Annotated in this window: 17 protein-coding genes and 5 pseudogenes; 8 read left to right on the plus strand and 14 right to left on the minus strand. The window is 69.7% G+C overall.

The window, feature by feature from the left end:
* Positions 1-47: 47 nt before the first annotated feature.
* Positions 48-515, minus strand: coding sequence for a hypothetical protein (locus ABZY12_RS09840; RefSeq protein WP_356888772.1), 468 nt, complete (start codon positions 513-515; stop codon positions 48-50).
* Positions 516-798: 283 nt separating this feature from the next.
* Between ABZY12_RS09840 and ABZY12_RS09845 the strand changes: the two genes are divergently transcribed.
* On the plus strand, positions 799-1,185 hold the full coding sequence (locus ABZY12_RS09845) for a hypothetical protein (protein ID WP_356888773.1): 387 nt from the start codon (positions 799-801) through the stop codon (positions 1,183-1,185).
* On the opposite strand, the pseudogene ABZY12_RS09850 reads toward ABZY12_RS09845, so the two are convergent.
* Positions 1,182-2,666, minus strand: a pseudogene (locus ABZY12_RS09850) (hypothetical protein); the annotation flags it as partial. The gene ABZY12_RS09845 and the pseudogene ABZY12_RS09850 overlap by 4 nt on opposite strands.
* Before the next feature lie 192 nt (positions 2,667-2,858).
* Here ABZY12_RS09850 and ABZY12_RS09855 point away from each other — a divergent pair.
* From ABZY12_RS09855 to ABZY12_RS09865, 3 genes are all read left to right on the plus strand, one after another.
* Entirely contained in the window at positions 2,859-3,095 is a 237-nt protein-coding gene (locus ABZY12_RS09855) for a hypothetical protein (protein ID WP_356888774.1), read from the plus strand.
* Between the two features lie 1,250 nt (positions 3,096-4,345).
* Positions 4,346-4,651: a hypothetical protein gene (locus ABZY12_RS09860; RefSeq protein ID WP_356888775.1), complete on the plus strand. Its 306-nt coding sequence runs from the start codon at positions 4,346-4,348 to the stop codon at positions 4,649-4,651.
* A gap of 34 nt (positions 4,652-4,685) precedes the next feature.
* Positions 4,686-4,982: a hypothetical protein gene (locus tag ABZY12_RS09865; protein ID WP_356888776.1), complete on the plus strand. Its 297-nt coding sequence runs from the start codon at positions 4,686-4,688 to the stop codon at positions 4,980-4,982.
* Between the two features lie 168 nt (positions 4,983-5,150).
* Here ABZY12_RS09865 and ABZY12_RS09870 read toward each other — a convergent pair whose 3' ends face one another.
* Positions 5,151-6,389 (minus strand): IS701 family transposase, encoded by a 1,239-nt coding sequence (locus ABZY12_RS09870; RefSeq protein WP_356888777.1) that lies wholly within the window; start codon positions 6,387-6,389, stop codon positions 5,151-5,153.
* Positions 6,390-6,592: 203 nt separating this feature from the next.
* Here ABZY12_RS09870 and ABZY12_RS09875 point away from each other — a divergent pair, with 203 nt between their 5' ends.
* Positions 6,593-6,919, plus strand: a complete 327-nt coding sequence (locus ABZY12_RS09875) for a YdhR family protein (protein ID WP_356888778.1) — start codon at positions 6,593-6,595, stop codon at positions 6,917-6,919.
* Between the two features lie 492 nt (positions 6,920-7,411).
* On the opposite strand, the pseudogene ABZY12_RS09880 reads toward ABZY12_RS09875, so the two are convergent.
* From ABZY12_RS09880 to ABZY12_RS09905, 6 genes and pseudogenes are all read right to left on the minus strand, one after another.
* Positions 7,412-7,540 (minus strand): annotated as a pseudogene (locus ABZY12_RS09880) (site-specific integrase); the annotation flags it as partial.
* A 181-nt stretch (positions 7,541-7,721) separates the two neighbouring features.
* Positions 7,722-8,921 carry an IS110 family transposase gene (locus ABZY12_RS09885; protein ID WP_356888827.1) on the minus strand — a complete coding sequence of 400 codons (1,200 nt, stop codon included), beginning with the start codon at positions 8,919-8,921 and terminating at the stop codon, positions 7,722-7,724.
* 243 nt (positions 8,922-9,164) lie between these two features.
* A pseudogene (locus ABZY12_RS09890) lies at positions 9,165-10,071 on the minus strand (tyrosine-type recombinase/integrase); the annotation flags it as partial.
* A gap of 360 nt (positions 10,072-10,431) precedes the next feature.
* Positions 10,432-11,193, minus strand: a pseudogene (locus ABZY12_RS09895) (collagenase); the annotation flags it as partial.
* Between the two features lie 841 nt (positions 11,194-12,034).
* Complete coding sequence (locus ABZY12_RS09900; RefSeq protein WP_356888779.1) at positions 12,035-12,277, minus strand: hypothetical protein; 243 nt, start codon at positions 12,275-12,277, stop codon at positions 12,035-12,037.
* Between the two features lie 350 nt (positions 12,278-12,627).
* Positions 12,628-13,017 carry a hypothetical protein gene (locus ABZY12_RS09905; RefSeq protein ID WP_356888780.1) on the minus strand — a complete coding sequence of 130 codons (390 nt, stop codon included), beginning with the start codon at positions 13,015-13,017 and terminating at the stop codon, positions 12,628-12,630.
* Between the two features lie 123 nt (positions 13,018-13,140).
* On the opposite strand from ABZY12_RS09905, the pseudogene ABZY12_RS09910 reads away from it, so the two are divergent.
* Positions 13,141-13,946, plus strand: a pseudogene (locus ABZY12_RS09910) (MBL fold metallo-hydrolase).
* Here ABZY12_RS09910 and ABZY12_RS09915 read toward each other — a convergent pair.
* Positions 13,888-14,646, minus strand: coding sequence for a GntR family transcriptional regulator (locus ABZY12_RS09915; RefSeq protein ID WP_356888781.1), 759 nt, complete (start codon positions 14,644-14,646; stop codon positions 13,888-13,890). The pseudogene ABZY12_RS09910 and the gene ABZY12_RS09915 overlap by 59 nt on opposite strands.
* A gap of 190 nt (positions 14,647-14,836) precedes the next feature.
* On the opposite strand from ABZY12_RS09915, the gene ABZY12_RS09920 reads away from it, so the two are divergent.
* Entirely contained in the window at positions 14,837-15,061 is a 225-nt protein-coding gene (locus ABZY12_RS09920) for a hypothetical protein (protein WP_356888782.1), read from the plus strand.
* Between the two features lie 110 nt (positions 15,062-15,171).
* Positions 15,172-15,465, plus strand: coding sequence for a DUF2277 domain-containing protein (locus ABZY12_RS09925; protein ID WP_356888783.1), 294 nt, complete (start codon positions 15,172-15,174; stop codon positions 15,463-15,465).
* On the opposite strand, the gene ABZY12_RS09930 is transcribed toward ABZY12_RS09925, so the two are convergent.
* From ABZY12_RS09930 to ABZY12_RS09945, 4 genes are all read right to left on the minus strand, one after another.
* On the minus strand, positions 15,425-16,048 hold the full coding sequence (locus ABZY12_RS09930) for a VTT domain-containing protein (protein ID WP_356888828.1): 624 nt from the start codon (positions 16,046-16,048) through the stop codon (positions 15,425-15,427). The genes ABZY12_RS09925 and ABZY12_RS09930 overlap by 41 nt on opposite strands.
* Positions 16,049-16,399: 351 nt before the next feature.
* Positions 16,400-16,849: a DoxX family protein gene (locus tag ABZY12_RS09935; RefSeq protein ID WP_356888829.1), complete on the minus strand. Its 450-nt coding sequence runs from the start codon at positions 16,847-16,849 to the stop codon at positions 16,400-16,402.
* A 149-nt stretch (positions 16,850-16,998) separates the two neighbouring features.
* On the minus strand, positions 16,999-18,780 hold the full coding sequence (locus tag ABZY12_RS09940; RefSeq protein ID WP_356888784.1) for an alkaline phosphatase D family protein: 1,782 nt from the start codon (positions 18,778-18,780) through the stop codon (positions 16,999-17,001).
* Positions 18,781-18,906: 126 nt separating this feature from the next.
* Complete coding sequence (locus ABZY12_RS09945) at positions 18,907-19,569, minus strand: HNH endonuclease family protein (RefSeq protein ID WP_356888785.1); 663 nt, start codon at positions 19,567-19,569, stop codon at positions 18,907-18,909.
* Positions 19,570-19,707: the final 138 nt, after the last annotated feature.

Below are 19,707 nucleotides of genomic sequence, written 5' to 3' on the forward strand. Positions count from 1 at the left end.
GGGCGGCCCCGGACTTTGGCGAGTGCAAGGGGCCGCCTTTGGCGTTGTCAGCGGTGGTTGATGGTGCCGCTCGCGCGGCCGAACAGGCCGGTGGCGGTGATGTTCTGCGTGATCTGCGCCGGACCGGCCTTGCCTCCTCGTCGGCAGGCGCCGAGGAGGATCGGGAGGGCGATGGCTCCGGCGGCGATGAGGGCGACGGTGGCCCACAGGGCGTGGCTCATGGCGATCAGTCCCGGGGCTGCGTAGGACAGCCCGATACCGGCGGCGGCGACGCCTCCGCCGATGGTCGGTGCGAGGAGGGCCGTGGTCTTGGCCCACGTCGGTACCGGCGGTGCGGCGACCGGCCGCGGGGCCTGGGTGGTGGGCTGCTGGGTGTAGGCCAGGGTCCGGACGCCGCCGGGCAGGGTCACCCAGGCGACGCCCGGGAAAATTTCCTCCGGCAGCATTACCGGGCGCGGTATCGGCTGCGGGTGGCCGGTCAGGGTGGTGATCTCGTACGGGGTCTCGGGGTGCACAACGTCGTCCCTTCAACAGCTCGGGCAGCACCCTGTGATGGGGCGCTGCCCGGTGCTCGGCTTGTCGTGTCGCTTGTCGTCTGACTTGTCGTGCGGCTTGTCGCTTGTCTTGTCTTGTCGCTTGTCACGTTGCAGGTCAAAGCCCGTTTCCGGCCCTGACAGGGCCGCCCAGAGGCCTTCTGGGCGCCCGCGTGACAAGCGACAGACGACTAGGACGGATCACCGCGTTGACCAAGGCAAATCGCCCCCCCGGGGGTGGGATTACTCGCCGTAAGATGACGGCGTGAGAAGCCACCGATGGATAGCTGCGATCGGCTTGATCGGATTCAGCGCGTTCTTCTGGTCCCTTGCCGGTGTCGTCGACTTGGGGCTCGAGGAACACGCCCGTGGGCGCTACGGACTTCCTGACGAAGGCGATCGCTACACCTTCGCGCTGTGGGCCGGGGCTGTGGTCGCTATTGGCGCCCTGCTTGGTCTCGCCGGCCGTCTCACGGGCCGGAAGATCGCCTTGCTCCCCGCGTTCGGTCTCGGCTTCGGCGCGGTCTCCGTGCTGATCCTGGGCCAACAGCCCAGGCATTGGGTCGCCGCCTCCGTGATGGCACTTGCTGGCATCACGACAGCCCTGGCAGCGCATCTGTACGGCCGCGCGGGCCGACCTGAAGCGCCCTAGTCCGTGGATGTGTGGCGGTGGTGGACGTAGCGGGTTTTGGTGCCTTCCCCGATCCGCACCGCGATGCCCTCGTCCGTCCAGGACTTGAGCCAGCCGACGACGGTCTGTCGAGTGGTGCCGTGCTCGTCCGCGAGCGCGCGGGCGATCGCGGACGCCCCCGTGCCCTCCGGTCCGGCGGCCAGCAGCACGGCGAGTGCGGCTTCCTTGGCGGCGTTGTCCTCGTTGCGCAGCGCGGACAGGTTCAGCCCCGCCGCCGGCGGCATCCCGGACGGCGGAGCGTCCGTGGCCGGTTCGGGGGCGGTGGCGAACTCGGCGTCGATCTGCTCCCGGAACTTCCGCGCCAGCGCCTCCTCGTCCGTCTCCGCGACAAGCGTCCGCTCGTCACGCAGCGCGGACAGGTTCAGCCCGCTCACCGGACCGGCCGACGCGCCGGGCTGTGAGTCGGCCGGCGTGCTGCTGGGGGCGTCGTCGCGCATCCATGCTGTGCGCGTCATGTCCCAGCGGCGTGCGTAGTCCGGTCCGGCGGCCTTGGCCGAGATGGCGTCGAGGGTGGGGTGGCGGTCGGAGGTGGCGGCGACGATGTCGCGGATCTGGTTGGGCAGGATCCGCCAGGACTTGAACAGCCCCGCCGGGGATTCGGGCGTGGCCATGAATCCCGACCCTTTGTAGGGGGCTTGGTCGACGCGCAGGCCGCGTGAGCCGGGGAACTGTTTGCTCAGGTCCATGCCTTCGGTCTCGCCACCGGTCAGCGCGACGCGGACTTTGGCCTCCCGGCGGATCATCAGGTTGCCCAGGACCGAGCCGGTGGCGCCGAGGGCGGTGAGGACGGTGCGGATGCCCATGGCGCGGGCGATCCGGATCACCTCCAGGATCTTCGCCGCAAGGGGCCGAGAGGGCTTGTCCGTGGCGGGGAGGATCTCGGCACCCTCATCGATCACGAGCATGATCTGAGGGATGCGGTCGCTGATGGGCAGCAGGTCGGTGTTCTCTCGCGACAGCAGGTCCTGGTACGCCATCTTGCGGTGCTTGGCGATCCGCACCGCCGCATCCAGCATCAGCATCGCTTCCTCGTGGGAGGCGGCCAGCCAGTCGATCCCCGGCCGCATGCCGGTAGTGGTCTGGCCGCTGGAGTCGAGTGCGGGCCGTACCCAGGGCAGGCCGGCCGACCCGGCGTTCAGGTCGATGACCCAGGTGAGGATGTCGGTGGTGCGGGCGAACCCGGCCAGGATCGTGTGGACCATGTTCGTTTTGCCCGACCCCGTCGGGCCCACAACGAGGGCGCACTGTTCGCGGAGGTAGGCGCGGATCTCATCCGCGTTCGTCCGCAGCCCCCACGGGATGCCGGTGTAGGTCGACAGCGGCGCATAGTCGGTGGGGTAGGTGATCTCGGCTTCCAGGACGTTGACCGTGGTCACGTCGATCAGGACGCGGCCCTGGTCGATGCCCTGCGAAGCTGTAGCGGTGCAGCCATGCTGAAGTCGCCACGTGCCCCGTGCGTGCCCGATCAGCCGGAGCTGGACGGGGAATCACGGGGAGTAGCAGCGACATCGTCGTATCTGCCCAGGTCAGCGCAGGCGCAGGTGAGTACGGATCTGCATACGAGATCTTCCAAACAAGTGCTCCCGGCGAAGACCGGCCTTGACGCCTTCGCGTCGCCCTGATCGCCTGGGTCCGTGACCACAGACCCGAGCGAGTACGACAAGGCGATGCCGATCGTGACAGCCCATCTGGCGAAGGTCGAGCGGGCGGTCAGTCGGACCGGCACTTCTCATGCCTGGCAACCGTACGCAACGGTCCGGCAGGCCCTCGTCGAAGCACTGCGCGATGAAGATGCCCAAGGCGTTCCGTCGCGAGCCGTAGACGAGTTCGCCCGTCGGATCTCTGAGGACCCGAACATGCTCCCGTACTGACATCCACACCTGACCTCAACGACGGTGGACAGCGGCAGCCCCAAGCAGCCCAACCCGACTGCACAACCTCCAAATCCGAGTGTCGCAACACGTCGCCGATCGAACTCCTAGAGCGGTGGCTTCCTGACCAGCGGCAGCTGCCAGCCAGCCCAGGCCACTAGCGCGCTGCCGTCCTCGGTGAGGAAGAGCAGGGTGGTCCATGTCCGATCGGCAGCATCGATCATCCCAGTGCGCACGGGCCGGCCATGTTCGCGGACGAGCTGCACTGCGCGTTCCAGCCCAAGAGGTTCGAGTCCGTGCATCCTCATGCGCTGAAGTCGGCGCGTGAAGACTCCGGCATGTTGGCCTGCGGGTTGTGCCCGGTCTCCCACCCAGTAGGTGGCGCCGCTGCGGAGGGTGGCCCGAGCTATCACGGACGCCTCGTCATCACCGGACAACAGCGATTGCTCCCGCCCAAAGCCGCTCCACCGACCTCGCTGTACGGTGCGGCCATGCCTCAGAGCCCACGTACGGATCAGACGCCGAAATCACGTCCCGAGAAGCCCTTGTCCACCAGATTCACCAGTTGCGCGAGGACCTGATCTCGAACGGCGACGGCTGGGAGAACCCGACCTTGGAGCGCTACCTCGAGTCCATGGCCGCCTGGATTCAGGATTCAGGATTCAGCGGGGTTTCATCGTTCTCGCGGGGAGGAGCCTCCCAGGCCCGACTGGGCATTCATCGGCACTGCCCTGCGAATGGGGGCAATGTACGAGTAGACCGCCCGTGCCCCACGCGTGCCCGGACAGCGGGAAGTTGCGGGGAACTGCGGGCAGTGGCGGGGTCCGGCATGCAAGCGGCCCCTGACCATAGTTCCTGGTCAGGGGCCGCTTCACCTGGCGGTGGGTGTGGGATTTGAACCCACGGTGACTCGCGCCACGACGGTTTTACAGATCGTGATCGGCCTCTCGTCGATGCCGGGCGCAACCGGACCCGCCAACCGGGATGCCGTCCCGGCTCCGGCACCCGCCCGCACAACCCTGTACGCGACAAAGACCTCCTATGACCGGTGCCTTTCCCTCCTGATGCCCTCGGCGCCGACCTTCATTACGTTGGTTATGAGCCACCGCGCCCCTCGGCATCGGCCACCATGGGCTGCGACACCGCGGGCACCGGGGAGTTCTCCCTGCGGCCCCCGAACCGACCCTCGTTCAACCCTGTCCCACCCGCCCGGTTCCGCGCGGTGGAGGCAGGTCAGGAGGTGCGTCCCCATGACGATCATCGAGCAGCATGCCGGATGGCTCTCGGCGTCCGAGAGTGGTCCCTATTCGACGTACCCCAGCCAGACCGTGCATGTCCGCCACTCGGGTGAGTTGGCCGTGCACGTGGGACTCTCCTACGCGGCTGCCCAGCGAGCCCAAGTGGGGATCATGGATGCGACTCCTCCTTTCGGACCCCCCAAGCAGTTCGAACCGTGGGTGCCGTTGGTCTACGGCAACTGGCTCGGCTTCACCGTCGGTGTCTATGTGGACGAGGGAGCGATGACCGGCTGGTGGTTCTCGCAGCTGTGGCAATAGACCCACTCCTCTGAGCGATGGGAGCGGCACCGCGATGACTTCTCCGTTCGACAGCAACCCCGGTCTCAGGTACGAACGCCTCTACGTCGTCTACGAAGGAGAGCGGGGCGCGATCGTCCATCTCCATCGCGTCTTGGTCTACGAGGGCTCGGAGGAGACTACAGAGGAGCAGGACCATGAACAGGCCCTGCACCTGGCACGCCGTATGGGGCACGGCAAGCAGAACCTCCTGACCATCCCTGTCGATCCGCGCGACTTCGACATTACGGTGCGTCATCGAGTCGACCTGGACACCCGGAGACTCGTCCCCGACCAGCCCGCTGAGACCTGACCGGACACAGCCCCACTTATATGCACCCGCAGCCTGCCCGACCGACCCGAGCCCCAGGTCTCGGGTGCGGCAGGGGCGGTCTTTGATGACCAACGCTGACAACTGCCGACAGCCCAGCAGCAGGTCAGAGTTTTGATCGATTAGTACTCCAGCTGTAGATCGTGATCTTCATGTCTGGGTTGCGGCTTGTCGTCGGTAGTGGCCGAATTGGGCTCGGGCCTGGTGGCGGCGTCGCCAGTCGGACCAGCCAAGCCGGTGGGCCGTGTGGTGGACGGGTTGGACGACGAGGGTGATGAACAGTCGCTGGATTTCGTTGCAGGTCAGCGGGATCAGATCGGTGGGGCCGGGATGGCGGGCGTGTTCGTCGGCACGGACGACGGCGAGGAAGGCGTGGGCGAGCATCGCCAGGGTGGCCCAGCGGGTCCAGGACATGAATCGGCGGACCTGGTGTTCATCGAGTCCGGCCAGGCCCTTCTCGGACTGGAAGGTCTCCTCAACCCGCCACCTTGATCCGGCGACCCTGACCAGGGTGGTCAGCGGCACGGTCTGTGGCGAATAGCAGCGGTAGTAGGCGAGTTTGCCGGTGGTGCGGTTGCGGCGGATCAGCAGCTGACGGTGTCCGGGACCAGGGTCGGCGGTGTCGATGACGGCCCAGTCGTAGAGGCGGTAGCACTTCGCCCCCGCTCCGGCGGACAGCTTCTGCCAGGCCCGCTTGGGCAGCTTGCCGGCCAGGGTATCGGCCCGGAACTTGCCCGCCGGGGTGGTGACTTCGGCCGAGCAGGCGACGGCAAGGACGTAGCTCAGGCCGCGCTTTTCCAGTGCGGCCCGCAGTTTCGGGTTGCTGCCGTAGACCTCGTCCCCGGCAGCCCAGGAGGCGTGGTGCCCGGCGTCCAGGAACCGTTCGATCATCATGGTGGCCAGTTCCGGTTTGGTCGCGAAGTTGCGGTCTTCGGGGATGCCTGCGGCCTGGCAGCGGTCGGCGTCAGTGGTCCACGAGCGCGGAATGTACAGCTCGCGGTCCACCGCGGCGTGCCCGCGGCTGCCGGCGTAGACGAGGTAGACGGCGACCTGGGAGTTCTCGATCCGGCCCGCGGTGCCGGTGTACTGCCGCTGGACCCCAACGGTGTGCGTGCCCTTCTTCACGTCGCCGGTCTCGTCGACGACCAGCACCGCCGCGTCGTCGTGCAGGTGCTCGACCACGTAGCCGCGGACATCGTCACGGACAGCGTCCGCGTCCCAGGAAGCCCGGCACAGCAAGTGCTGCATCCCGTGCGGCGTGGCTTCCCCAGACCACTCGGCGATCGTCCAGCAGTTCTTGCGCGGCAGGTCCGCCAGCAGACCGAGTACCAACCGCGCTGCCCGGCGTCGGGGCTCGACCCGGGCAAAGCGGCCCGCAATCCGGCCCATCAGGGCCTCGAATGCGTCCCGCCAACGGGTGGGATCTATGCTGTGACCTGCGGCCACCGTCTCTTCGTCAGTCCACACAACTCACGATGATCAACGGTGGCCGCACCTGAGTCCGCACCGGCCCTGACCAGCGAGATCACGATCTCCAGCTTGACTACTGGCTAGACTCGACTCAGGGGCATCTCAGGGACGGAGGTGACTCCATGCCCGCCATCCTCTTCGTCCGGATCACATCCGGACTCGACGCGCAGGAGTTCGAGCGGCGCCTGCTGGAGCGGCGGCCCCGCTTCCGTGACGTACCCGGTCTTCTGCAGAAGGTCTACGGCCGCGATAGCGCAACCGGCGACGTGTGCGGCATCTACTTCTTCGAGAGCCAGGAGGCGCTCGACGCGTTCCGAGAGACCGAGCTCGCCCGCACTATCCCCGCCGCGTACGAAGCGGTCGAGGTCCGCCGCGAGGTATACGAAATGCTCTATTCGCTGCGGCCCGACCGGGGGCCCTTCGCCGAGTCCGGCCACCCGACGGCGTGACCCGCCGACGACTGGCGCGACGGCACCAGACCGGGCCCGTGCCAGCCACTACCAGCGCCAAGCAGCCCAACAACCGTGAAGATCACGATCTACAGCTGGAGTATTAGGCGGCCGCAGAACACGGCCGCCGGTGATCAGTTGTGGCTGTACAGCATCTGAGTACAGCGACCGCAGGCGACCGGCAGCGCCCCCAGGGCTACGGGTGCCAGCCCGGCAGACCTCAGCGACCGCACCGCCGATAGTTCGCATCGAAGGATCAACTCGTGCCACGACCGTGTCAGAACGAGCGGTCAGCCACGGTCAGTCGGGGCGTTTGAGGGGGACAAGCGCCTGTCGACAGGGGGCCGCCCGCCACAGGGGTGCTGACCTGGAAAGACCGGTCGGAGGTCGGCGCCAGGCCTACGAAGCAGATGTCAAAGGCCCCCAGCCGATCACGGCTGGGGGCCTTTGGCATCTACTTCTGACATCAACGGGGACGGTCGATCGCGACCGGGGACGGCTCCTGAGCAGCCGGTCCATCTGGCTGACGGCCTCCCGCTGCGTGTCCTGGACGACGTGGGTGTAGACGTTCATCGTCACGGCGATCTGGCTGTGGCCGAGGATCTCCATCACGACGTGGGGGGGTGCCCCTATGTCTTTGGTCAAGGTGGTTGGGTGGCAGTGTGGGTGTCATGAGTGATGACGCGCCTGTTCGGGAGTCGGCGGGCGAAAGCATGCGGCCGTGCGACTTTTGCGGTCATCCGGTCGTGTTGGACTCGGTCGACGAGCGGGACTGTCCCGTGTGCGGCGAGGTCGCTGAGGATCAGCCCGCTGGGGCTGGCCGGGGTTCATAGAAGGTTCCGTCACGGAGCATCGCGAACAGGACGTCGGCCCGGCGTCGGGCGAGGCAGAGCAGGGCCTGGGTGTGGTGCTTGCCCTGGGCGATCTTCTTGTCGTAGTAGGCCCGGGACGCGGGGTCGCCCAGGGCGGCGAACGCGGAGAGGAAGAAGGCCCTTTTGAGCTGCTTGTTTCCCCTTCGGGACGGTTGTTCGCCGCGGATCGAGGAGCCCGAGCTCCGGGTGGCCGGGGCGAGTCCGGCGTAGGCGGCGAGGTGGCCGGCGGTCGGGAAGGTGCTGCCGTCGCCGACCTCGATCAGGATGCGGGCTCCGGTCCTGACGCCGATTCCCGGCATCGACGTCAGGACCTTGGAAAGAGGGTGGGCCTCCAGGAGTTCCTCGATCCGCCCGGCCAGCAGCTTGCGCTGGTCAAGGACGGCGGCCAGGGAGGCGGCCAGGCTCGGGACGATCAGCGCGGCCGCCTCGGTCCCCGGGACGGTCACGGTCTGCTCGTCCAGCGCGGCGAAGATGTCCTCGACCAGACGCTCGGCCATCCTCGGTGCCTTCGGCCGCAGCAGCGTGACCAGCCGCCGGCGGCCCGCCTTGCGGATCTGGGCCGGTGACCCGAACCGTTCCAGCAGCGTGAGGACGGCCGGGTGCTGCAACCGCGGCCCCAGCACCCGTTCCAGCGACGGGTGGATCTGGGTCAGCAGGCCGTGCAGCCGGTTGGCGACCCTGGTCGCCTCGCCGGCCAGGTCGTCGTCGAAACCGACGGTCATCTCCAGCTCGGCGATCGTCTCGTCCTCGCCGTCGATCGCCCGCAGCGTGTGCGGCATCGCTCGGGCAGCGTCGGCGATGATGAACGCGTCCTTCGCGTCCGTCTTGGCCTCACCCGGGTAGAGGTCGGCGATCCGTCGCATCGTGAGGCCCGGCAGGTAGGCGACCGGGCAGCCCATGTCCCGGGCCACGGCCAGCGGCAGGGCGCCGATCGAGGCCGGCTGGTCGACCACGACCAGCACCGTTCCGTACCTGGCCTGGAGTTTTGCGAACAGCTCGCGGAGCTTGGGTTCGGCGTTGGGCAGGCGCTTGTCGAAGGCTTTCTTGCCGGCCGGGGTGACGGCGGTGGCGTGGTGCTCGCCCTTGCCGACGTCCAGGCCGAGGAAGACGTCGATGTCGCCGGTGTCGATCACGTGCAGGCCCCTCCATCACGTTCACGTCCGGCCTTGCCTGGGCACCGAGCTGCCACATCCACGTTACGGAGAGCTCTTCCGGCCTTGGGTGAAGCCGGTTGCTCAAGCCCCTCATCAGCGGTCCGTCGATGCCTCCGGACCCGGTGACACCACCCCCCGGATCATGAACAACAAGGGGGGGAAGTCATGCCGGACCCGAAGGCCGGAGGCCCCATTGCGGAGCCACGAAAAAGGTAACGGGGGGGTGACGCCGGCCGCGGTGAGCAGGGTGGCGCAGCCGTGCCGGGCGTCGTGCAGCCGGATGACGCGAAGGCCGGCCGAGTCGGCGACGCGGGTGAACGAGCGATACAGGTTGCGCGGCTCGATGGGCTGCCCGGTGCGGGCGCTGCCAGCGCAGGGGAGCGGCACAGATCACGGGAAGCGGCAGGGTCTGCTTTCGGCGGCGTCCCTTGGGATCGTCCTCGTATGCCTCACCACGGACGCGCTGCCGCTGAGTGCGTACGCGGATCTCCCGCCTTTCGAGGTCGAGGTTCTCCCTGCGAAGTCCGACGACTTCGCCGCGACGGAAGCCGAGAGCGATGGCGAGTACGAAGGCGGCGTAGAGCGGGTCCTTGCGTGCCGCGGTGAGAAAGTCCAGCGTTTCGTCGAGGGACCAGGGCGACAGGTCGCGGGCATCGACCGAAGGAGGCTCGACCAGCGTTGCCACATTCCCCATGACGAGCTCTTCCCGACTGGCGGCGGTGAGGGCGGTGCGCAAGACGCGATGAGATTCCCTGGCCGTCACGGCGGTGGTCTTCCTCTCCAACTGGACGAGGAAGCGCCGGACGTCCGCAACGCCCAGCGATTCGAGCCGCTTGGAGCCGAGCATCGGTACCAAGTAAAGCCGCACGTGCACTTCGTACTTGGCGTACGTGGTGCACGTGCGTCGCGGCTTGACGATGTTGTCCAGCCAGTACGGAAGCCACTCGGACAGCCTCGCCGAACGGGTCGGCACGGGGACGCCCTGATCGACCTTGTCGAGGAGTCCGCGGCGCTTGGCGTCCCACGCGGCCCAGGTCTTGCCGTAGGCGAAGTCGCGGGCGCGGGTGCCGTCCGGTTGGAGGACGTGGACGGCGGCCTGAAGTCGGCCGTCCTTGCGCTTGGTGATGGTCCCGGCGCCGTTGGGGTTGCGCTGGAGCGGGCGAAGGGTTGATGGGGGTAAACCCCTCGTGGCTGGGGCGGTTGGTTCCGCGGCTTCAGCCACCTGCCCGATGTGGGCCCCGAGTCGAGCAAGACCAGGGGCCCCTCGGACACATTGCGGGCAGGGGACAAGCCTGCCCGAGTTGCCGGTGTACGGCCCCCTGATCATGCTCGACCCCCAACCGGGCAGGACACCGGCCAAACCCACTCCGCCGCGCTTGCGGTTGCGATCAACGAGCCCCCTCGGTCGGTCGGGAGCTTTGTCGCTTCAGGAGTCCTTCGGTGCCTGTGCGGGAGAGTCCGGCCGTAGCAGGTGTACGGGTCAGGTGCCCGTCGCCACGGCCGTCAGCCAGGCGTCCCAGTCGCTCTTGTAGTCCAGCGAGGTGAGGAAGGCACGCGCGGCGGTCCAGTTTCCGGCGCGGTAGTGGCCGAGCACGGTGGCGACGTCGGCCGGGTGCTTTTCGACCATGTAGCGGGCGGCGAGGTAGCCCCAGTTGTAGGTGCGGTTGACGTCGCTGTTGGCGTAGGTGGTGTCGAACAGCGTGCGCAGGGAGTACGTGTGCTTGCCGGCCTCGGCCAGCGCGCTGGTGTAGGTGGCGCCGCGGTAGGAGTAGGAGATGTACTCCGCGATGCCCTCACCCCACCACACGGTGGGGGTGGTCTGGCTGGCGCTGAAGTCGCCGTACAGGTCGAAGCGGCCGTCGAGGTAGTGCGTGTACTCGTGGTTGAGGTTCCAGATCTGCCAGCCGGGGCTCACGTCGGTGCGCTCGTAGCATATGAACCGCGGCTGGTTGCCCGCCTTGGCGGGGTCTCCCTCCAGGTACATGCCGCCGTTGTTGGTGTCGATGCCGTAGATCCTCCCCGCGTAGGCCTTGTAGTCGGCGCTTGAGTTGAAGACATCGACCTCCAGGGTGGTGTTGTAGTCGTCCGCGACTGGCCCCGAGTCCTTGACCACGCTGTGGAAGTAGGCGTCCTGGTTGGCCAGACTCGCGCAGGTCGCCGTCAGCTGGGCGGCGGTCATCTCCTGGGCTCGGATGCGCAGCGTCGGGCTGCAGTTGTGGAGGATCGGCAGGATGCGCGATTCCAGCTTGCCGCCGGCGGTCCCGGTCGCGCCGGGAGCGCCTTTGACATTGCCGTGGGCCGGGCGCTGGCCCGGGTCCGCGAAGACGTGGTCCGGCTTGGGATCGGCCTGGGCGGGAGAGGCCGCGACGGCGGCTATGAGCAGGGCGGTGGCGACGGCCATGGCGCGCAAGATTCACTCCTGGGATGGGAGTAGCGAGGTCCCGTCCGCGACGGGCTGCGCTGTAAAATGGCACATGTCACATGGCTTTTCAATGTTTTTGACAGGGACGCATCCAGTCTGTTTGGTCGCTCCGGGGCAGCGCATGCGCCTGACGGCCGGTCCGTTCGGCCCTGGGGCAGGGGAACGGCAGTGGCAAGCAGTCGAAGGTCCCGGCAACCTCGTACGAATCGCCCGCGCGATTACATCGGCCTCTGCACGGCCACGGGGAGGGTGCCAGGCTTCTCCTGATCCAATCGCCGGGCAGGACGACATCCACCGCTGACATCAACGGCCGTGGATGACGGCAGTCCAGCCCGCCTCCCTGCGGCATCCGCGAGCACCAGCTCGCCCCCGGCGTCACGCCCCGATCGAACTCGAAGCAGATGTCGGCGGTTCGAAACCGTCCGCGCCCACCATTGGAAACACGGCAAAGGCCCAGGTCACCGGTGCTGAACCGGGGGCCTGGGCCTTGTTCGTTCCTCAGCCGCGGAGGCGGGGGAGAGGCGTCGTGCCAGTTACGTGCCAGATGCCGTCCGCGCGCGTCTGCACTGCCCGAGTCGCGGGAAGCTTGCGGGCCCGCCGATCTCTCCCCCCATGGCAGCTCCCGCCCGAAGCCGCTCCACCGACCGCGTGGGCGAGCCGACCGTGATCAGCCCTCTTCGGGCAAGCGGTCCCAGATCTCGCCCTCACGTCGCAGGTCGAAGCCTTCCTCGTCAGCGACGCTCCGGGCGTGCTTCTTGCTGCGGATCTCGACGTGCCAGTAAGTGGTCGGGCCCGTGTACGAGTCGAATCGGTCATCCTGCACGGTGCGCCAAACCTTGTAGCCGACGCGCCCACTCTTGTCGACGACAAGAACCATGATCGGCTTACTGCTCGGTAGACGCTCGTCCATGATGAAATGATATGTCCTAGTTCTCGTCGCCGGCATCGCAACGAGGCAGTGCGACCGGGCGCAACGCCGGCCAGTCCACCTGACCTCAGCTGCGCCGCCGGTAGTTCGTGTCCGGGGGCAGGGGACGGCAGACGTTGACGGCAACGCCAACGCACGTCAGTGGATCGTCGCTCACTGCGGCGGTCCTCACTCCGTGGTGCCGTGGGCCGGTGCCCTGCTGCAGTGCTTGGCTGGTCGAACTGACAAGCAGGTGCCGACGGGTCGGGGCGTCCGTGCCCATCAGCCCGAAGGACCCCGGCCGCTGTCGGCCGGGGACGCTCGGGCGCGGCGAGGCGGGTGCCCGGGCCGGGTCAGGTCAGGGTCGGGATGAAGCCGCCGCGGGTCGTGCCCGAGGTCAGGAGGTGGGGCCAGTCGAGGACGTCGGGGAGGTGGTCGAGGGACAGGACGAGTGCGCCGCCGGCCTGGTGGGTGTCCTCGCACCAGGCGGTCATGTCGCCCGGCTCGGGGGTCCCGTCGAAGACGGGGGCCGCGAGGGCCGGGATGATGATTCCGTGCTCGGCGGGGCCGTCCACGACGCACAGGGTCAGTTGGGGGACGAGGCTCCAGCCGTCGCACCCGGGGACCGTTCCGTCAGGCGCGGTCAGGAGGACGGGCAGGGCGTCGTGGATCGGCGCGTCGGCCAGGAGAAGCGCGGGGGTCTCGCCCCGGACGAACAGGGTCTGCTCAGGATTCAGAAGCACCGGGCAACTCTCGCAGGAGGGTTCGATCGGCGGTCTGGCCGGGTCCCCGCCGCGCCCCCGTGCAGCCCTCGCGGACACAGTGCGACCGGTGGCCCACCCGAGCACCCGCCGTAGACTCCGCGGATGGTCGACGACGCTCTGCGGATCACCGTGCTCGGGTCCGCCACGCCCTTCCCCCGGGTCGGGAACCCCTGCTCCGGGTACCTCGTCGAAGGGGGCGGCGTCCGGGTGTGGGTGGATGCCGGGAGTGGGACCCTCGGGGAGTTGCAGCGGTACACCGGGCTCGCGGAGATCGATGCCGTGTGGATCTCGCATCTGCATGCCGACCACTGCGCCGACCTGCTCACCGCGTACTACGGACTCCTCTACGCCGACATCCGCCTCGACGCGCCCGTACCCCTCTACGGGCCGCCGGGTATCGCCGACCGGCTGGCCGGGTTCCTGACCAATGGGCCGCGCCGGAGTCCGGTCGACGACGCCTTCGCCGTCGAGGAGTTGTACGACGGACACGAGGTGCGCGTCGGCGGTCTGGTGCTGCGGAGCAGGGCCGTCGAGCACGGGTTGCCCGCCTTCGGGTTGCGCGTCGAGGACGAGGAGGGGCGGCGGATCGCGTACTCCGGAGATTGTGAGCCGTGCCCGGGCTCGTCGAACTCGTCCGGGACTGCGAGCTGTTCGTCTGCGAGGCCGACGGTGAGGGGCCCGGGCACCACTCCGCCGCGCAGGCCGGGCGGTCCGCCCGCGACGCAGGTGCCGGGCGTCTCGTGGTGACCCATGTGGGGCCCGGGACGGAGCCGGAACAGGCGGTGCGGGAGGCGGCCGAGTGGTTCTCCGGGAGCGTGGAGTACGCCGCCCCCGGCGGCGTCTTCGCCGTCACGCGTCGAAGTCGTACTCCAGGACGTACGACGCCGAGTCCAGCGTCATCTCGTTGAGTTCCACCGCGACACCCGCCTCGGTGAAGGCCGTGCGCCGGATGAGGATCACCGGCGTTCCGAACTCCAGCGCGAGCCGGGCCGATTCGTCGGCCGTCGGCATCCGGCAGCGGATCTCCTCGCGGAAGCGGACCGGCTGGTGGCCGAGTTCGGCGAGCCGCGCGTAGGTACCGCCGGGCCCCGTGTCCGGCGCCGTGATCGGCGTGCCCTGCGCGAGTGCGGCCGGGAGGTACGACACCGAGAGCAGCACCGGCTTGTCGTCCAGGACGAAGCGGCGGCTGCGGACGCAGACGGGTGACTCCGGGGGCAGGGCCAGCGCCTCGGCGATCCCGGCGCTCGCCGCGGCCTCGCCCACCTCGATCTGGTCCACCGCGAGCGCGCGGTCCTCGATGTCCGTCGACCAGACCGACCGGCCCGTGCCCCAGTGCTCCCGCGCCAGCCGCGGGATGCCCCGGCGGCGCAGCGGACGGAAGGCGCGGACGAAGACCCCCGCGCCCCTGCGGGCCTCGGCCAGGCCCTCGTTCCGCAGGACGGACAACGCCTGGCGGGCCGTCATCCGGGCCACCTCGTACCGCGTCATGAGATCGTTCTCGCCGGGGAGCCGGTCGCCGGGGGCGAAGGCGCCTGACTGGATGGCGGTTCTCAACTCGTCGGCGATGCGCTGGTACTTGGGCCGACGGCCGCTGTCCTGGTCAGTCATGGGTGGACCACTCCCTTCGTCTGCGGACACCCTACGGCGCGCTTCTTCGCGGTGGAGCACACGTGTGCGCCGACCTGAGCGGCCGATCCGCCCATCGGGGGACATCTCTAGAGATACGTTGACAGTGAGGGGTCACCAGGTTTCTCTGGGTGTATCTCTAGAGACTGGGGGTCCGGGACGGAGGGGTTTCGTGCAGCCACTGCCCGAGGTCGGTGACCTCGTCCGCGACACCGCCACCGAGCGGGTCGGGTTCTACGTGGACAGCGTCGCCGGCCGTTTTCTCATCAGGCCCGTCAGCGGCGGCCGCGAGTGGGAGGCCGAGCCTTCGGACGTGCAGCTCGCCACGCCCCTCAGGGAGCTGCGGGCCCGCGCCGCGGAGATCAACGCCCGCAGCAGGCGCGCTCTCGGCAGCTGAGCGGCTCCGGCCGGCGGCCGACCGTTGTCAGTGCGGCCGACCGTTGTCAGTGCGGCCGACCGTTGTCAGTGCGGCCGACCATTGTCAGTGGGGCGCGTCACACTGGAGGCATGTGCCGCAGCATCAAGACCCTTCGACCGCCCGTCCTGCCCGAAGAGGCCACCGAGGACGACATCCACGCCGCCGCCCTGCAGTACGTCCGCAAGGTCTCCGGCTTCCGCGCGCCCGCCGCGCACAACCGCGAGGTCTTCGACCGGGCCGTGGACGAGATCGCCCGCGCCACCGCACGACTCCTCGACGGCCTCGAAGTACGTGGCGCGCACAGCGCCCATCGGGCCCACCGCGCCGCCGACGCGGCCGGGCTCAGGAGGCCGGAGCGGGAGCCGCAGCCGGACGCTGTATGACATAGGCCGCCAGCGCTCCGGCCAGGAACAGCGCGAGGACGGAGACCCCCGCGCTGAACCAGGTCGCGCCCAGCCAGTGCCCGCCCAGCCAGCCCAGGCCCACGCTGTAGCCGGCCCAGGCCACGCCCGCCAGCGCCGACCAGGGAAGGAACTCCTCGATCCGGCGCTTGGTCGCGCCCGCGCCGAAGGAGACCACCGACCGGCCCGCCGGGGCGAACCGCGCGATCACCACGAGCAGGCCGCCGCCCCGCGCCAGCGTCGCGCCGAGACGTTCCTGCGCGACGGTCAGCCGACGGGACCGCGCGATGGCCCGGTCGAGCCGTGCCCCTCCCCGCCAGGCCAGCCGGTACGCCACGAAGTCCCCGAGGACCGAGGCCGTGGCCGCGCAGAGCAGCAGCGGGAGTACGGAGGGCACGTCCGGGGACGCCGCCGAGGCGGTCGCCGCCGCCGTCGCGGCCGTGATCACCAGGACCCCGCTCGGCAGCACGGGCAGGAAGACGTCGAGAAGCACCGACGTCGCCACCGCCGCGTAGATCCACGGGCCCGCGGTCAGTGACCTCAGTGACCCCATGCTGTCGAGCACGTTCACAGAGCCAGAGCGTACGCGGGGCCGTGCGGGCGGTGGGGGACGGGGTGGGCGCAGCGCCGCGCGTACGGCACAGGCGTCGGGAGCCGTTCTCATACGGCGGGTAAGGGGGGTGCAGCGCTTACGGCGTAACCGGCATGGGCACCGGGAGCCGCCCGCCCCGCGCGGCACGGGGACGTGAGGCGCCCCCTCCACGCGTACGGCACAGGCATCGGAGCCCCCGTCCCGCCCGTACGGCACGGGCATCGAGAGCCGGCCCCCGTCCCGCCCGACCCGGCCCCCCCGCGTACGCCACAGGGGCCCGAAACCGCTCTTGCGGTCTCCGGCCCCTGTGGTGGTGCGGAAAGGTTACGCCGCGACCGGCGCGCGCTTCTCCTCGCTCCGGGGCTCTTCGGCGCCGCGGGCGCCGAAGAGCCGGTCGAGCGCCAGCGCGCCCGGGCCGGTGAAGACCAGCAGCAGGAATGCCCAGCAGAAGAGCGCCGCGCTCTCGCCGCTGTTCTGCAGCGGGAAGAGCGCCTCGGGCTGGTGGACCGTGAAGTACGCGTACGCCATCGAGCCGGACGCGATGAACGCGGCGGTACGGGTGCCCAGGCCGGCCAGGACCAGGACACCGGCGACGAGCTGGATCGCGGCGGCGTACCAGCCCGGCCAGGTGCCGGCCGCGATGGTGCCACCGCCCATCGCGCCCCCGAGGACGCCGAAGAGCGAGGCGGCGCCGTGGCAGGCGAAGAGCAGGCCGACGACGATGCGGAACAGCCCGAGCGCGTACGGCTGGGCCTGATGCAAGCGGTTGACCAGATTGTTCATGGGGGGCGGGACTCCTTCGGTCTGGCCCGTTCACAGGGAACGGAGCGCGGGGGACGGAACCGATGAGGCCGTCAGGTTAGGCACCCCTCATTAGTACTTGCAAGTTCAACATTCACTGCGCGGCCCCTCTGTGGCGAGCGTCACTCGGAGCCGAGCGCCCGCTCGTCGACCGTCACCAGCCGCCCGCCGCGGCGGGCCTGATCCAGCCTCAGATGCGCCTGGCGCCCCCGCAGTACCAGCGTCATGAGCTGATTCCCGAACCACGGTCCACCCGTTTTGCGCCAGCCGATCACCGGCCGTCCCACTCGGCCGTGCCGGGCCAGGACCCGGCCCAGGCGACGCCCCGCGCCGCTCCAGCCGAAGCGGAAGCCGATGCGTATCGAGGCCGGGACCGCGTTGTGCAGCGGGGAGCAGGTCAGCTGCACCACGCGCGCGACCGGAGGCGGCGGAGACAGGGGAGCCGCGGGAGGCGCCTGGGGCACCCGGGGCGCCGGCGTCGCGGGCGCCCGCGCGTCCGCCTGGGCCGACCGCTCCCGGGCCGTCTCGGCGGCATCCGCGTCCGGCCACTCCGGTTCCGCCACGTACGCGTGGTGGACGTCCCCCGACAGCACGCACACCGTCGCCGGTGCCTGAGGCCCGCTCCCCGCCTCCGCCAGCAGCGCCGTCAGCGCCTCGAAGGACGACGGGAACGCCGCCCAGTGCTCCAGGTCCGCGCGCTGTCGCAGAGCCTCGGCGAACCGCGCCCAGCGGCCGTCGGGTCCGCCCCGCTCGCCCCGGCACAGCGCCGCGTTCCACGCCTCCGCGTCGTGGACGAGCGGCGGCAGCAGCCAGGGCAGCGAGGTGCCGACGAGGAGATGGTCGTACGTGCCCGGACCGGCGAGCGCCTGATCGCGCACCCAGTCGGCCTCGGCCGGGTCGAGCATCGCGCGCGCGTCCTCCCGCAGGACACGGGCGGCCCGCGTGTCGATCATCAGCAGCCGGGTCCGGCCGAAGTCCCTGCGGTAACTCCACCGCACGCCGGCCGGATCGGCGTCCGCCTCCGACGCGAACCGCCGTAGCCGCTCGGTGCCGTCGGGCACGGCGCACACCTCCGCGTACAGAGGGTCCGCCGCCAGTTCGGCCGGAGAGAGATTGCCGAGGTGCTGGTACACCCAGTACGACATCAGCCCGCTCAGCGCGCGCTCGCGCCACCAGGGCGTGCGCCGCGTCCGCGCCAGCCAGACGGCGCTGGTGTTCCAGTCGTCGATGATGTCGTGGTCGTCGAAGATCATGCAGCTGGGGACGGTGGAGAGCAGCCAGCGGACCTCGGGGTCGCGCCAGGACTCGTCGTAGAGCCAGGTGTACTCCTCGTACTCCCCGACCTCCGCCCCCGGAGGGTCGCGGGGATCGCGGCGAGCGGCGAGCCGGCGGCGGGTGGGGGCGGAGGTCTCGTCCGCGTACACCTGGTCGCCCAGGAGCAGCAGCACGTCGGGGCGTTCGCGGTACGAGGTACCCGTGGCCGGGGTCGTGGCGAGGACCGTCGCCAGGGTGTCGAGCGCGTCCGGGCCGACGGGGTCACGGCCGGTCGCGGGTTTCGCCGCCCAGCGGCAGGAGCCGAAGACGACCCGGAGATCGGCGTCCGGGCCATGAGCGGGGGTGCGGATGGTGCTCGGCGGGAACGGCGAGCCCGGCAGGGGCCAGACGCGGCGGCCGTCGAGCAGTACCTCGTACGGCGTCGCCTTGCCCGGCGTCAGACCGGTCACCGGGATCAGGGCGTAGTGGTGGCCGGCGATCTGGAACGTACGCGTCAGGCCGCCGGCGCCGTCCTCGCACCGGACCTCCGCCCCGCACGGGCGGTCGGCCTCGACCCATACCGTCGCGCTGTCGCCCGTCACCCCGTCGACGTACCGCAGCAGTGGTCCGAGTCTGAGTCCGGCCGCCATCGTTGATCCCCCTCCGTCGTTCCGCCGTACGGTACGGAACGACGGAGGGGACCGGGAAGCGTTCCCCGTCCGTTGTCAGCGGTCGTTCTCAGTGGCCGTTCTCAGTGGCCGTCTCAGCGGTCGTTCTCAGCAGCCGTTGAGGACCGACTGGAGGGCGCTCTTCTCGGCAGAGTCGATGCTCAGCTTCCAGTGGTACTTCACGTGCACCCACATGCGGGCGTACGTGCAGCGGTACGCGGTGCGCGACGGCATCCACTCCGCCGGGTCGAGGTCGCTCTTGGCCTGGTTGACGTTGTCGGTGACGGCGATGAGCTGCGGACGGGTCAGGTCGTTGGCGAACGCCTGCCGCTGGGAGGTCGTCCAGGAGTTGGCGCCCGAGCGCCAGGCCTCGGCGAGCGCCACGACGTGGTCGATGTCGAGGTCGGACGCGGCGGTCCAGGTGGCGCCGTCGTACTCGGAGTACCAACTGCCGCTGACGGCCGCGCAGCTGGAGTCCTGCACGACGTTCACGCCGTCCCGCTTGAGGACGACCTCGCGGGTGTTGCACGCGCCCGACTGGGTGCTCCAGTGGGGGAAGAGATCCCGGCTGTAGCCGCTGGAGGAACCTTCCGCCTTCACGGTGAGGGAGGCGAGGTACGTACGGGCCGTGGCGGCGCTGACCGGGGTGGGCGGGGCGGCCTGCGCGGCGGGGGCGGTGGCCAGGAGGCCGGTGACGCCGAGGGCGGCGGTGGCGGTGAGGACGCCCGCGCGGCGAGCTATTCGACGCGCGTAGACAGTGGCGGCGAGCATGCGAACTCCCTTGAGGTGGGGGACCTTGGCCGTGCCGTCCGCGGGCGGGTGCCGGGCGGCCCGGTCATCGTGGCGGCGCCAGGTTTCGGTGGGGGGTGCGCCAGGTAACAGAGTGACGACATGAGCACGTCACATCAA

It is taken from the genome of Streptomyces sp. NPDC006551, from assembly GCF_040611675.1.
Taxonomy (GTDB): Bacteria; Actinomycetota; Actinomycetes; order Streptomycetales; family Streptomycetaceae; genus Streptomyces.

Excerpts from the sequence above, each read along its gene's own strand:
- ABZY12_RS09860 (WP_356888775.1), top strand. The coding sequence starts at position 4,346 with ATGACGATCATCGAGCAGCATGCCGGATGGCTCTCGGCGTCCGAGAGT.
- ABZY12_RS09865 (WP_356888776.1), top strand. The coding sequence starts at position 4,686 with ATGACTTCTCCGTTCGACAGCAACCCCGGTCTCAGGTACGAACGCCTC.
- ABZY12_RS09870 (WP_356888777.1), bottom strand. The coding sequence starts at position 6,389 with ATGGGCCGGATTGCGGGCCGCTTTGCCCGGGTCGAGCCCCGACGCCGG.
- ABZY12_RS09875 (WP_356888778.1), top strand. The coding sequence starts at position 6,593 with ATGCCCGCCATCCTCTTCGTCCGGATCACATCCGGACTCGACGCGCAG.
- ABZY12_RS09900 (WP_356888779.1), bottom strand. The coding sequence starts at position 12,277 with ATGGACGAGCGTCTACCGAGCAGTAAGCCGATCATGGTTCTTGTCGTC.
- ABZY12_RS09915 (WP_356888781.1), bottom strand. The coding sequence starts at position 14,646 with ATGACTGACCAGGACAGCGGCCGTCGGCCCAAGTACCAGCGCATCGCC.
- ABZY12_RS09925 (WP_356888783.1), top strand. The coding sequence starts at position 15,172 with ATGTGCCGCAGCATCAAGACCCTTCGACCGCCCGTCCTGCCCGAAGAG.
- ABZY12_RS09940 (WP_356888784.1), bottom strand. The coding sequence starts at position 18,780 with ATGGCGGCCGGACTCAGACTCGGACCACTGCTGCGGTACGTCGACGGG.
- ABZY12_RS09945 (WP_356888785.1), bottom strand. The coding sequence starts at position 19,569 with ATGCTCGCCGCCACTGTCTACGCGCGTCGAATAGCTCGCCGCGCGGGC.